Annotated in this window: 13 protein-coding genes and 3 tRNA genes; 7 read left to right on the top strand and 9 right to left on the bottom strand. The window is 70.1% G+C overall.

From position 1 onward, the window contains the following. Position 1: 1 nt before the first annotated feature. The 5 genes from ftsH to ACWH95_RS08075 form a co-directional block, all read right to left on the bottom strand. On the bottom strand, positions 2-2,002 hold the full coding sequence (gene ftsH, locus ACWH95_RS08095) for an ATP-dependent zinc metalloprotease FtsH (RefSeq protein WP_454120498.1): 2,001 nt from the start codon (positions 2,000-2,002) through the stop codon (positions 2-4). 94 nt (positions 2,003-2,096) lie between these two features. Further along, complete coding sequence (gene hpt / locus ACWH95_RS08090) at positions 2,097-2,648, bottom strand: hypoxanthine phosphoribosyltransferase (protein WP_136037241.1); 552 nt, start codon at positions 2,646-2,648, stop codon at positions 2,097-2,099. Positions 2,649-2,704: 56 nt separating this feature from the next. Next, positions 2,705-3,232, bottom strand: a complete 528-nt coding sequence (locus ACWH95_RS08085) for a hypothetical protein (protein WP_378803347.1) — start codon at positions 3,230-3,232, stop codon at positions 2,705-2,707. Next, positions 3,229-5,166, bottom strand: a complete 1,938-nt coding sequence (locus ACWH95_RS08080; protein WP_454120497.1) for an alpha/beta hydrolase — start codon at positions 5,164-5,166, stop codon at positions 3,229-3,231. Before ACWH95_RS08080 ends, ACWH95_RS08085 begins: the two co-directional genes overlap by 4 nt. Continuing rightward, a complete protein-coding gene (locus tag ACWH95_RS08075) occupies positions 5,163-5,429 on the bottom strand; it encodes a hypothetical protein (RefSeq protein ID WP_136028531.1) in 267 nt (88 codons plus the stop codon). The genes ACWH95_RS08080 and ACWH95_RS08075 overlap by 4 nt, the downstream gene beginning before the upstream one ends. A gap of 134 nt (positions 5,430-5,563) precedes the next feature. Here ACWH95_RS08075 and ACWH95_RS08070 point away from each other — a divergent pair, with 134 nt between their 5' ends. Further along, positions 5,564-6,160: a DUF937 domain-containing protein gene (locus ACWH95_RS08070; protein WP_136028532.1), complete on the top strand. Its 597-nt coding sequence runs from the start codon at positions 5,564-5,566 to the stop codon at positions 6,158-6,160. 29 nt (positions 6,161-6,189) lie between these two features. On the opposite strand, the gene tilS is transcribed toward ACWH95_RS08070, so the two are convergent. Next, the gene (gene tilS / locus ACWH95_RS08065; RefSeq protein WP_378803345.1) at positions 6,190-7,182 is read right to left on the bottom strand and encodes a tRNA lysidine(34) synthetase TilS; all 993 of its coding nucleotides are present in this window, start codon (positions 7,180-7,182) and stop codon (positions 6,190-6,192) included. 74 nt (positions 7,183-7,256) lie between these two features. Between tilS and ACWH95_RS08060 the strand changes: the two genes are divergently transcribed. Both ACWH95_RS08060 and ppa read left to right on the top strand, forming a co-directional pair. After that, the gene (locus tag ACWH95_RS08060; RefSeq protein ID WP_136028534.1) at positions 7,257-7,913 is read left to right on the top strand and encodes a TMEM175 family protein; all 657 of its coding nucleotides are present in this window, start codon (positions 7,257-7,259) and stop codon (positions 7,911-7,913) included. A gap of 43 nt (positions 7,914-7,956) precedes the next feature. Continuing rightward, positions 7,957-8,448: an inorganic diphosphatase gene (gene ppa, locus ACWH95_RS08055; RefSeq protein ID WP_096713254.1), complete on the top strand. Its 492-nt coding sequence runs from the start codon at positions 7,957-7,959 to the stop codon at positions 8,446-8,448. 60 nt (positions 8,449-8,508) lie between these two features. On the opposite strand, the gene ACWH95_RS08050 is transcribed toward ppa, so the two are convergent. After that, complete coding sequence (locus ACWH95_RS08050) at positions 8,509-9,858, bottom strand: M23 family metallopeptidase (protein ID WP_136028535.1); 1,350 nt, start codon at positions 9,856-9,858, stop codon at positions 8,509-8,511. Positions 9,859-10,069: 211 nt separating this feature from the next. Here ACWH95_RS08050 and ACWH95_RS08045 point away from each other — a divergent pair. The 3 genes from ACWH95_RS08045 (at position 10,070) to ACWH95_RS08035 (ending at position 10,388) form a co-directional block, all read left to right on the top strand. After that, positions 10,070-10,142: transfer RNA gene (locus tag ACWH95_RS08045), tRNA-Glu, on the top strand. A gap of 31 nt (positions 10,143-10,173) precedes the next feature. Next, positions 10,174-10,247: transfer RNA gene (locus tag ACWH95_RS08040), tRNA-Asp, on the top strand. A gap of 68 nt (positions 10,248-10,315) precedes the next feature. After that, positions 10,316-10,388, top strand: a tRNA-Phe gene (locus tag ACWH95_RS08035). Positions 10,389-10,432: 44 nt separating this feature from the next. Here the strand turns inward: ACWH95_RS08035 and ACWH95_RS08030 are convergent. Continuing rightward, positions 10,433-11,479 carry an alpha/beta fold hydrolase gene (locus tag ACWH95_RS08030; protein ID WP_378803344.1) on the bottom strand — a complete coding sequence of 349 codons (1,047 nt, stop codon included), beginning with the start codon at positions 11,477-11,479 and terminating at the stop codon, positions 10,433-10,435. A gap of 149 nt (positions 11,480-11,628) precedes the next feature. Between ACWH95_RS08030 and ACWH95_RS08025 the strand changes: the two genes are divergently transcribed. Further along, a complete protein-coding gene (locus ACWH95_RS08025) occupies positions 11,629-12,219 on the top strand; it encodes an anthrone oxygenase family protein (protein WP_378803851.1) in 591 nt (196 codons plus the stop codon). On the opposite strand, the gene ACWH95_RS08020 is transcribed toward ACWH95_RS08025, so the two are convergent. Beyond that, entirely contained in the window at positions 12,119-12,535 is a 417-nt protein-coding gene (locus ACWH95_RS08020; RefSeq protein WP_454120496.1) for a hypothetical protein, read from the bottom strand. The genes ACWH95_RS08025 and ACWH95_RS08020 overlap by 101 nt on opposite strands. Between the last annotated feature and the right edge of the window lie 39 nt (positions 12,536-12,574).

The following is a 12,574-nucleotide window of genomic DNA, read 5'->3' as shown; positions in this document are numbered from 1 at the left end:
GTCACGCCGTCGCGGGGCGGGGGTTGCCTGCTCCTGCCGATCCCTGCTGCGCACGCGGCGCAGCGGACGGCGCCTCGACGGAGGCCGCGAGCGACACGTCCTTCTTCGGGACCTCGATCGGCGGGCGCTCCGACACCGGACGGTCTTCGCTCGACAGCCACAGCGGGCGCTCGGGCAGCTTCTTGACCTCGGTGAAGATCTCGGCGATGCGGTTGTGGTCGAGGGTCTCCTCCTCGAGCAGCGCCAGCGCGAGACGGTCGAGGATGTCGCGGTTCTCGCTGATCACCGCGTACGCCTCGTTGTGCGCCTGCTCGATGAGGGCGCGCACCTCGGCGTCGACCCGCTCCGCCACCTTCTCGGAGTACTCGCGACCGCGGCCCATGTCCATGGCCACGAACATGTCGCCGCCCTCGGTGCCGAGCTTGACCGGGCCGACCTGCGTGGTCATGCCGTACTCGATGACCATCTTGCGGGCGATCGAGGTCGCCTTCTCGATGTCGTTCGATGCCCCGGTGGTCGGGTCGTGGAAGACGATCTCCTCCGCGACGCGGCCGCCCATCGCGTAGGTCAGCTGATCCTGCAGCTCGTTGCGGGTGACGGAGTACTTGTCGTCGATCGGCAGCACCATCGTGTAGCCGAGGGCCTTTCCGCGCGGGAGGATCGTGATCTTGGTCACCGGGTCGGTGTAGTTCATCGCGGCGGCGGCGAGCGCGTGACCACCCTCGTGGTACGCCGTGATGAGCTTCTCCTTGTCCTTCATCACGCGGGTGCGGCGCTGCGGGCCGGCGATCACGCGGTCGATGGCCTCGTCGAGGGCGCGGTTGTCGATCAGCTGCGCGTTCGACCGCGCGGTGAGCAGAGCGGCCTCGTTGAGCACGTTCGCGAGATCGGCGCCGGTGAACCCCGGGGTCTTGCGGGCGACGACCTCGAGGTCGACGCTCTTCGACAGCGGCTTGCCCTTGCTGTGCACCTCGAGGATCTTCTGCCTGCCCTTGAGGTCGGGCGCGTCCACGCCGATCTGGCGGTCGAAGCGACCGGGGCGCAGCAGCGCGGGGTCGAGGATGTCGGGGCGGTTGGTGGCCGCGATCACGATGACGTTCGCGTTCGGGTCGAAGCCGTCCATCTCGACGAGCATCTGGTTCAGCGTCTGCTCGCGCTCGTCGTTGCCGCCGCCCATGCCGGCGCCGCGGTGGCGGCCGACGGCGTCGATCTCGTCGATGAAGATGATCGCGGGGGCGTTCTCCTTCGCCTGGCTGAACAGGTCGCGCACGCGCGAGGCGCCGACGCCGACGAACATCTCGACGAAGTCCGAGCCGGAGATCGAGTAGAAGGGGGCGCCGGCCTCCCCGGCGACGGCACGGGCGAGGAGCGTCTTGCCGGTTCCGGGAGGGCCGTACAGCAGCACGCCCTTCGGGATGCGGGCGCCGATCGCCTGGAACTTCGCCGGGTCCTGCAGGAACTCCTTGATCTCGTGGAGCTCCTCGATCGCCTCGTCGGCACCGGCGACGTCGGCGAACGTGACGGTGGGCGTCTCCTTGTTGACGAGCTTGGCCTTGGACTTGCCGAACTGCATGACCTTGCCGCCACCGCCCTGCATCGACGACAGCAGCCACCAGAACAGCAGGCCGAGGAGCACGAGCGGGAGGAGGAGCGAGAGGAAGCCGTCGAACCAGGTCGCGCGCGGTACCGCGTCGTTGAAGCCGTCCTTCGGGGCGGCGGCGTCGATCGCGGAGACGACCTCGTCCGCCCGCGCCTCGACGTAGTAGAACTGCACGTTCTCGGAACCCTCGAACGGCTTCGACAGGGTCATGTCGACGCGCTGGTCGCCGTCGGTCGTGACGACCTCGGTGACGGTCTTGCCCGAGAGGAGCTCGAGGCCCTGCTGCGTCGTGATCTGCTTCGGCGCACCCAGGTTCGAGATCAGCAGGAATCCGCCGAAGAGCAGCACGCCGATCAGTGCGACGTAGATCAGCGGGTTGCGGGTGAGCTTCTTCACATCCATGGTCGGATCAGCGTATCGCCTCCCCGCTAGGGGGCCGCTGTGCGTTCACCCACGGCGCAACGGTTCCGCGGCGTGCGCGGAGGTGTGCGGAGGCTCAGCTGTAGACGTGCGGCGCGAGGACCGCGACGTCGCGGAGGTTGCGGTAGCGCTCGGCGTAGTCGAGGCCGTAGCCCACCACGAACTCGACCGGGATGTCGAAGCCGACGTACTTGCAGTCGATCTCGACCTTCGCGGCCTCGGGCTTGCGCAGCAGCGCCAGCACCTCGATCGACTCGGCGCCGCGCGACTCGAAGTTCTCCAGCAGCCAGCTCAGGGTGAGGCCGGAGTCGATGATGTCCTCCACGATGAGCACGTGCTTGCCGTGCAGGTCGGTGTCGAGGTCCTTGCGGATCTGCACCACGCCGCTGGACTTGGTGCTGGCGCCATAGCTCGACACCGCCATCCAGTCCATCGGGGCGTGGAACGGCAGAGCCCGCGCGAAGTCGGCCATGACCATGACCGCCCCCTTGAGCACGCCCACCAGCAGGAGGTCTTTGCCCTGGTAGTCGGCCGCGACGCGCGCGGCGAGCTCTTCCAGCTTCGCGGTGATCTCCTCCTCGGTGACGAGGATCTGTGCAAGGTCGTCCTGGATCTCCGCGGCGCGCATGGATCGATTTTAGGCGACGTCGCCGGATGCTCCGACCCCGGCGGGCGGCATCGGCGTCAGGAGCGGATCTCGTCGTGGTCGCCGCGGGTCGTGCGAGGGCTGAGGACCGAGAGCTCGACGGTCTCGAACTTGCCCTCCTCCGTGCGCACCCAGGTCACCTCGACGTACCAGTCGTCCTTCGCGTAGGCGTCCGCGGTCCGCCGGCCCTCTCCGGTCTCGCGCGCATCGGTGTGCTCCCACCCGTCGTCGAGCAGACCCGCCGCGATCGCCTTCGCCGCGTCCTCGGAGGCTGCGGCGCGCTGCACCGGCTCGACGTAGACGTCCACCTGCCACCACACCTGGTCGTCGGGCGAGGGGTCGGCGGAGACCGGGTTCTGCACCATGCGTCCGCGCGACTCGACGTCGGGAGCGGTCGTCGGGGCCAGCTCCGCCGGGATCATGCCGACCATCTCGTCGGCCAGCGCCTCGGCCTCTGTCCGGTATTCGTCGAGTCGACTCTCGTCGGTGGTCATGGTGCATCCTCCCAGCGTCAGGGCTACGAGGACGCCGGCCATCAGCGCGATGGCACGTGCGGTCCTGGTCATCCCTCGATCCTCGCGTACTCCGGCACGAAGTCCGGCTTGTCGATGCCGTCGGTGCGCACCGGGGCCTGGACGATCGGGGCGCCACCCGGCACCACGATCGGCCGCGGGTTGTAGACGTCGTCCGGTGCGAACAGCATCGCGTCGCCGCCGGTGATCACGGCGATGATGTTGTCGAAGGCCACGGAGCGCGGGTCGTACACCGAGCTGTGGCTGTCGATACCGCGCGGTGTGCCGTTCCCCTCGACGTTGTAGTCCTCCAGGTCGACGACGCGTCCGCCGCGCTCGTCCTGGATCCACCCGGTCTCCAGGCGCGTCACGCCGTCGGCCGTGAGCGGCGACTGCCCGTGCATCTGGCCGGCACCGTTGCCCTGGATGAGACCGACGACGAGATCGCCGCGCGCCATCATCGAGTAGTGCGGCACGCCCGAGGTGTGCGGAAAGTCCTCGACGCCGCTCACTCCCGCCCCCATCCCGGCCGCCGAGACGTAGAGGATGCGGTCGGCGACGAGCCCGGCCTTCTCCGCGAGGCCCACGGTCGCGCCGCCGTAGCTGTGCCCCAGCACGGTCAGGGTCGAACCGCTCGGCTTGTCGATCCCGGCGACGAAGTCCACGAGCTTCGGGGCGAGGTCGCGCGAGTAGGAGGCATCGGTCGGACCGGGGAGCTCCAGCTGCGGGAACGTGCCGCCGGCCCACTGGAACACGGCCGTGTCGGGTCCCGCCGAGCGGTACAGCTGCGCGCCGGTGCCGTCGCCGAAGCTGGTCATCGTGGTCGTGGTGCCCGGCACCGACACGGCGCCGTTGCGGATCCAGGCGGGGATGTCGCCGGTCGTCGGGTCGATGGGGCCGTGGTAGGTGCCCACCGCGTCGGCACCAGGGTCGAACACGACGACGCGCGCACCGGCGCCCTTGTCGGTGTGCTTGCGTTCGCTCTCGTCCCACCACGTGTAGTCCTGGTCGAGCAGGCTCTGCCAGTAGTCGATCGGCTCGCGCAGCTTCGCGATCTCGTCGAGGTAGCCCTTCGCCTCCCACGCGTCCGCGCGGTCGCCCGTCTTGAGGCTGTCCACGAGCGCCTGCAGCCGGGCGATCTCAGCCTCGCGTCGCGCGATCTCGTCGCGGATGTTCTTGTGGTTCGCGGTGACGCGGTCGCGGATCGGGATGCCGTTGAGGTTGCCGAGCAGGAGGGAGGATGCCGCCAGGAGCGCCGTGCGGGTCTCCTCGTCCATCGCGTTCCACGTCTCGCGGATGATGCCGGGGTCGCCCAGCCCGGCGAGCGACTCCGCCGTGATGCCGTTGACGTCGCCGGCCCAGATGAGCCCGGCGGCCGAGAAGCCGCCCGGGCCGACCTTCCCGCCCTGGGTCACGGCGACGACCAGGGGCACCGCGGCGAGCGCGGTCGCGGCGCGCTGATCGATCGTCGCACGCTCGTCGGCCAGCGCGTTGTAGGAGGAACGGGCGGCGTGGTACGCGTCGATCGCCGCCTGCCAGCGGTGCAGGTAGCCCGGGTCGTCCAGGTACATCCACGACGGCAGCACCGCGTCCCAGGGCAGCGCCCACCCGGTGACGAACTCGCTGGCGGCGTTGAGCGCCTCGGCGCGGCGGACGAAGATGTGGTCGTAGGCGTTCTGCGCGGTCCTGAGTCGACGGGCGGCCTCGCCCTTCAGCGCCTCGAGGTCGGTGGCGTACGTCGTGATCGCGGCGGAGATGCCGTCGAGGCCCTCCGCGGCCTCCCCGAACCGCTGCGCGAGGAGCAGGACGCGTGCACCGAGGGCGTCGGACGCGGAGGCGGTCATCGACGTCAGACCCGCGAGCGCGGTGTCGGCGTCACCCTTGCGTGCGCGGGCGGAGGTCGCGCGGGTGGTGAACGCGGTGGCCGCACCGGTCACCGCACCCACGTCGCCGCGGGCGGGGTCGTCGATCAGTCCGGGCAGGCTCATCGTGCCGCCTGCGCGAGCGTGTCGTCCGACGCGGTGAAGGTGCTCGCCGCCGCAGCCGCGTCGGAGGCCGAGTTGGCCGCCGTCTGCGCGAGGGCCGAGAGGGCCTGCGACACGAGCGACTCGATCTCGCCGAGCGCCGCCTCCACCGTCGGCGAACCGGTACCGGCGAAGGACAGGCACGAGGTGACGACCGGCGCACCCGCCGCGGTCAGTCGCGCTCGGGCCGCCTCCAGCGTCTCGCCCTGCACATCGAGGTCCGTCATCGATGCTCCTTCCCCCCGTGCCTTCACGATAGGAGCAGGCCCCGGTCGCGGTCGATGGGGACATCTCCCCATCCGCGCACGAGCGCACTACTGTGAGCGGGACACGGGCGGACGCCCCCGACGGAAGGATCCCCATGGCCCTCGACGACATCCTCAGCCAGGTTCCGATCGACGACATCGCGAAGAAGCTCGGCGTCTCGCACGACGAGGCGAAGACCGCGGTCGAGCAGGGCGGCGCGGTGCTGCTCGGCGGGCTGGCGAAGAACGCGGAGACCCCCGAGGGCTCCGACGCGATCCAGAAGGCGCTCAAGAAGCACGAGGGCGCGACGGGCGCCGCCTCGGTCGACGACATCGACCAGGCCGACGGCGGCAAGATCGTCGCGCACATCCTCGGGTCGAAGGAGAAGGAGGTCACCACGCAGCTCACCGAGTCGAAGGCGACCCCGGGCATCGACTTCGGCAAGCTCCTGCCGATCCTCGCCCCCATCGTGATGGGGCTGATCGCGAACGCGACGAAGGACAAGACGGCGAAGACGGAGCCGACGGCCGAGGGCTCCGGAGGGATCGGCGATGTGATCGGCGGCATCCTCGGCGGCGGCGGTCAGAGCGGCTCGGGCTCGGGCGGCGGCCTGGGCGACGTGCTGGGCGGCCTGCTCGGCGGCGGCAGTGGCTCGGGCGGCGGGATCGACCTGGGCGGCATCCTGGGCGGGCTGTTCGGCGGCAAGAAGTAACGCTCGCCCGACGTGCCGCGCCCGGCGACTCAGCGCCCGGCGGCGGTAAACACGAGGCGCCCACCCTGGCGCCGCGCCGAGCAGCCGGGCAGGTCGATGGGGCCCTGTCCGCTCCAGTCGGTGACCAGGCGGGCGACCTCGACCGTCTGGGTGCGGGTCAGGCTCACGCCGAACTCGCTGTCCACCACGAGGCGGATGATGCGGTTGCGCAGCGCGGCGGGGTTGGCGGCGAGGGCGGCGACGCTCACGGAGATGCCGGCCTCGGCGTGCTCGACGATGTCCTCGATGGTCTCGTGGATCATCTCGTCGAACGCCTCCGCGTCCTCGCGCAGCTGCTCGGCCGTGCGGGCCAGGGCCTCCGCGATCCCGGGGCCGAGCTCGGCCTCCAGCACCGGCAGCACGCGGTCGCGCACCCGGACACGGCTGTACCGGTCGTCGCTGTTGTGCGGGTCGTCCCACGGGTCGAGCCCGGCCGCCGCGCAGAACGCCCGGGTGGTCGCACGGCGCACGCCGAGCAGCGGCCGAAGCCACCGCACACCGTCGTCGTCGGCACGCTCGACGGCCATGCCCTGCAGGCTCGCGGCGCCGGAACCCCGGGCGAGCCCGAGCAGCACGGTCTCCGCCTGATCGTCGAGCGTGTGGCCGAGCAGCACCGCCGCGGCCCGGAGGTCGTTCGCCGCGTCGCGCAGCACGCGGTACCTCGCGTCGCGGGCGGCCGCCTCCGGTCCGCCATCGCCCGACACCTCGACCCGAACGACGAGGGGGTCGAGGCCCAGGTCCGCAGCGGTTCGCGCGGCCCGCTCGGCCACCGCGGCGGAGTCGTCCTGCAGCCCGTGGTCGACCGTGACGGCGGCGACGCGGAGACCTCGCTTGGCGGCCTCGAACGCGGTGGCGGCGGCGAGCGAGAGGGAGTCGGCACCGCCCGACAGCGCGACGACCACGGTGCTCCCTTCGGGGAGGTCGGCGAGCGCGGTGCGCACGGCGAGGCGGATCTCGGCGACGGCGGGATCGAGCGACGGCATCACTCCACGCTAGGGCACCGCCAGCGCCTCGCGACCCCCTGGCTCCCGCCCACCCTCGCCGATATTCTGGCGCGGTGACCGAGAACGCGAGGCCGTACCTGTATCGGACCGAGCGGTTCACGGCCTTCGTCGACGCGGTCGTCGCGATCGCCATGACGCTGCTCATCCTCCCGCTGCTGGAAGCCGTCTCCGACACGGCGGCGGGGAATCGGAGCACGGCCGAGTTCTTCACGGAGCACTCCGGCCAGCTGCTGAGCTTCGCGCTGAGCTTCCTCCTCATCGCGGTGTTCTGGATGGGGCATCACAGCCAGTACCGCGACGTCGAGCGGATCACCCCGGCGCTGCTGTGGATCAACGTGGGCTGGATGGCCACGATCGTGTGGCTGCCGGTGCCGACGGCGATGCTCGGCCAGCTCGACTCCGATCCGCTGCAGGCGGTCGTGTACATCGGGACACTGATCGGCACGCAGGTCACGACCCTCGGCGGCTGGCTCTACCTGCTGCGCCACCCGCAGCTCACCACGGCGTCCGCGTCGGTGCTCCGCGCGGGCGTCGTCGGCGACCTCGCCGCGATCATCCTGTTCGCGATCGCCCTGGTCATCGCCGCGCTCGCCGCGCCGAACGGCTACGCCGCGCTCCTGCTCCTGCTGCTGAACGGGCCGCTCGCGCGCCTGCTGAACCGGCGCGCACGCGGTCACCGCACGGACGTCGAGCCGCCGGCCCGCGAGTAGGCTGGTCGGCGGCATCCAACCGAACTTTCTGAGGAGCACACGCATGGGCGCACACGACGCCGTCATCGAGATCCCGCGCGGCAGCCGCGTGAAGTACGAGGTCGACCACGAGACGGGGCGCGTGCACCTCGACCGCGTGCTGTACACGACCTTCGGCTACCCGGCCGACTACGGCTACTTCGACAACACGCTCGGCGAAGACGGCGATCCGCTCGACGTGCTGGTGCTGCTCGACCACGCGATCTACCCCGGTGTCGTCGTCGAGGTCCGCCCCGTCGCGGTGCTCAAGATGAGCGACGAGGCCGGCGGCGACGACAAGCTGGTCGCGGTCCTGTCGAAGGACCCGCGCTGGGCCCACATCCAGGACATCGACGACATCGCCGAGTACACGAAGAAGGAGATCGCCCACTTCTTCGAGCACTACAAGGACCTGGAGCCCAACAAGTGGGTCAAGGTCGACGAGTGGGGGAACGCCGCCGAGGCGCAGCGCATCCTCGACGAGGCGATCGCCCGGTTCGGCGAGCAGGGCCACTGAGCTGATGCAGAAGACCCCCGGAGCACGGCGCTCCGGGGCTCTTCTGCTGCGCGACCGATCTCAGACGGAGATGCCCCGGTCGGCCATGAAGTTGATGGGGTTCGTGTAGCGGCCGTTGATGTACACCTCGAAGTGCAGGTGGCAGCCGAACGAGCCGCCTGTGTTGCCGGCGTAGGCGATGACCTGTCCGGCCTCGACCCACTGGCCGTTGCGGACCGCGAAACCACCCGGCTTGATGTGCGCGTAGCCCGTGGCGACACCGCCGCCGTGCTGGATGCGCACGTAGTTGCCGTACCCGCCGTTGTAGAAGGCCGCGTCGACGGTGCCCGAGTGCGCCGCGTAGATCGCCGCCCCGCAGCCGTTCGCGAGGTCGACCCCGTAGTGCCAGCTGGACGAGCAGCCGCGGGAGTTGCACTGCTGCGAACGGGGACCGTAGCCGGAGCTGCGGTAGCCGCCGTGCGGACGGACCCATCCCCCGGAGCCCGGAGTTCCTCCTCCACCGCTGTTGCCCCCCGCGTTCGCGGCGGCCTCCTCGGCGGCACGGCGCTCGGCCTCCTTGCGGGCGGCCTCGACGCCGGCCTGGTACTGCGCGACGGTGGTGGCGGTGGTGTCCTTGAGCGCGGCGAGCTGCGCCTGCATGGTCGCCAGGTTCGCGGACTGCTCGTCGAGGGCGGCCTGCGCCGCATCGGCCGCCTGCTGCGCGGCGACCATCTTCTCCTCGGCGATCTTCTGCAACCGGTCGCGCTCGTCCCGCGCGACGACGGCCTGGTCGCTGAGCGACTGCGCGGCGTTGCGGGCGGCGACGGCGTCGTCGTACACCGAGCGGTTGTACTCGAGCAGCTTGTCCATCGAGCCCAGTCGCGCAAGGAGCTCATCGGCGTTGCTGGCCGATCCGGCGAAGAACAGCTCGAGCGAGGTGTTGTCGCCGCCGTTGCGATACAGCTGCGCGGCGACCTGCCCGGCCTTGCGGGCGGACTCGTCGGCCGCGGCGGCCTGGGCGTCGGCCTTCTCCTGCAGCGCGTCGGCTTCGGCGATCGCGGCGAAGTAGGCCTGCTGGGCGTTGTAGAACTCGTTGGACGCAGCCTCGGCGGCGGCCTGGGTCTCGGCGACCTTCTGCGTCAGCGACTGGATGAGGCCTTCGATCCGCGAGACCTCGGCCGCCTTGGCGGCTTCGTTCTGCTTGGCGCGCTGCACGTCGTCCCAGCTCGGGTACGACGCGGCATAGGCGGCGGAGACGCCCGACGAGATGCCGAAGGCGCTGAGGGCGACCACGCTGAGGGCGCCGAGGCCGATGGCCCCGCGACGGCTGATGCCCGCCTTCCAGAACGCATGGCTCTCGGCCGGGCTGGGCGCGCAGCCACACTCCGCGGAGGCGGCGGAGGCAGCATCCACCGGATTCTTGTCGTTCACGCGGCCCCTTCCGCCGGTTTCACAGATGTCACACTAACAACAACATTCACATCCGCACCAGCGAAATGGCACGGCCCCCGCAGCACCATCGTGACCTCCATGGTCCTCCCGAAACACGCCCGGGGGAAGACGCATCGCCCTCGATTCGCGATTTGCTCGCGTCATCCCTTATGCTTGAGCGTCGGCAAGGAAGTCCTCCCGGGACTGACTCGGCCCCATCGTTTAGCGGCCTAGGACGCCGCCCTTTCACGGCGGTAGCACGGGTTCGAATCCCGTTGGGGTCACTCCATCCGATACAATTGAAAACACCAGTATGGCCCTGTAGCGCAGTTGGTTAGCGTGCCGCCCTGTCACGGCGGAGGTCGCGGGTTCAAGTCCCGTCAGGGTCGCTCCGTGCGACGAGCTCTTTCTTCGGAGAGGGCTCTTCGTCTAGGACGCGGCAGCACCATCGCCGCGCGGCTCTGTAGCTCAGTTGGTAGAGCGTTCGACTGAAAATCGAAAGGTCACCGGATCGATGCCGGTCGGAGCCACAAGGCTGATCATTACAATCAGCCCAGAAACCCTCGCCTAGCTTCTACATGGCGGGGGTTTTGCTTTGCCCGCCCACCGGCATCGCGTCGACCGCATGGGGCAGCGCGCGGGTGACGAGACTCACGAGGAACTTGCCCGGCTCCTCGAGCATGCACAGATGCGCCGAGTTCTCGAACCAGACGACGTGCGACGACGGTGCCGTCACGTGCTCGAGCCAGCGCACGACGGGGCCCGTAGGCGTCGTCCAGTCGTGGCGTCCGAGGAACTGCAGCATCGGCACCTCGAACGCCGTCTGATCGCGGGCGTCGAAGCCGAGCAGGGCCGGGAGCACCGCGGTCATGGTCACCTGCTGCCCGACGCCGATCAACCCCAGGTCGGCATCGGTGTAATACGGAGACAGCTCCTGCGACTCCGTGAAGTATGCGAAGTCGGACCGATACGCGGACAGCCCCCCGTAGTGCTGGGCCCACCTCCGGCAGGTCACGATGCGTTCGACGGTCAACGGCTCCGCGCCGGGATACTCCCCGAGCGACTGCAGCTCCGCGACCGCCCGCTCATTCCCATCCGCGACGGCACTCCGCATCGCGTGACCGAAGCTCTCGACCTCGTTCTCGGGACCGCAGATGACCTGGCCGACGCCGATGTACGCCCACAGCAGGTCGGGTCGCTGCCTGGCCACAGTGAGGCCGATGATCGTCCCCCAGCTGTGGCCGAGCACCCCGACCTTCCGGACGCCGAGCTCGGCCTGCACCCACGCGATCAGCTCCACGAGATCGTCGACATACCTCTCGACACGGAGATCCAGCCCGTCGGACACGGTCGCCACGGACTTGCCACTGGCGCGCTGGTCGTAGTTGACGACGGTGAAGTACTCCTCGACCCCGCGCTGCCAGATCCACGACGACGGCAACGACGGGAGCGCCGGACCGCCGTGGCACACGACGAGCACCGGGTTCGCCCTGCTGCGGCCGCGGATCGAGACGAACTGCTCGACGCCGCCGAGCTCGACGAACGCCGTGCGGTCGATCGCCTCGGGGTTGGGAAGGCGGCACAGATCCGCGATGACGGTGCGGCCGAGGTCGTCACTCATGTCGGTCAGCCTAGGAGGGCCGCGCATCCGCGGCGACGCGACGATGTCGTAGAGTGCCCGACGTGGAGCTCACAGACGCACTCGCCGCCGTCGGCCTCGTCCTTCTCGCGCTCGGAGGCGGCACGTTCTGGTCCTTCTCGACCGGGGTCATGCCGGGCCTCGGGCGCACGGACGACCCGACCTTCGTCACCTCGATGCGCGCCATCAACCGCGCGGTGGTGAATCCGCTGTTCCTCCTGCCGATCTTCCTGCCCCCGGTGTTCCTGGTGTGGGCGGGCCTGCTCGCGCTGGACTCTGCGCGCGGGTGGCTGCTCGCCGCCGGCGGGGTCGTGTTCTTCCTCGGCGCTGTCGTCGTCACCGTGGCCGGCAACGTCCCGCTGAACAACGCGTTGGACGGCTCGACGACTTCTGCCACGACCACACGCGCCGCGTTCGAACGCCGATGGAACGCGCTGAACGGCGTGCGCTCGGTGGCGTCCGTCGTCGCGATCGCGGGTCGCGGTGTGGGCTCTGCTCGTCTAGCTGCGCGCCCGCTCCGCACTGCGGGTACTGATGGGGCTCACCGAGGCGTCGCCCTCGACACCTCTCTGCCCGATCACGGCCTGACCCTGGCGCTGCCCCGGACGCAGACGCTCACCCTCACCCCGCCGGCACGAACACGTTGTCGAACAGCCGCTCGGTCCCCTCGGGGGCGGGCGAGCCGTCCGGCGCGACCTCGTACGTGCCCAGCTCGCCGCTGAGGCGCACCCAGGTCCCGTTGTCGGCACAGCCCGTGGCGTACGCGTCATCGCTCTCATACGCGACCACGCAGATCCCGCTGCCGGACGCGGGTCGTGCAAGCCACAGCGACACGTCGCCGTCCTTCCCCACGAACCGGGCGGTGTCCGGCGCGACGACGCCGTCGTTGTCGTCGACCGCGGCATCCGGCAGGGCGTCAGCCGCCTGAGGCTCCTTCTCGAGCACGGCGAAGTCCGCCCCGCCCATGCATCCGGACAACACGGTGGCCATGACCACCGCGGCCACGCCCACAGCGCCGACCCTCGTGCTCCGCTTCACGGTGCCCCCTCGCCTCTCCGTATGCCAGCCATCGTCGCA

It is taken from the genome of Microbacterium sp. NPDC055502 (genome assembly GCF_053643635.1).
The sequence above is the reverse complement of the archived record's forward strand: the minus strand, read 5'-3'. Positions and strand labels throughout refer to the sequence as shown.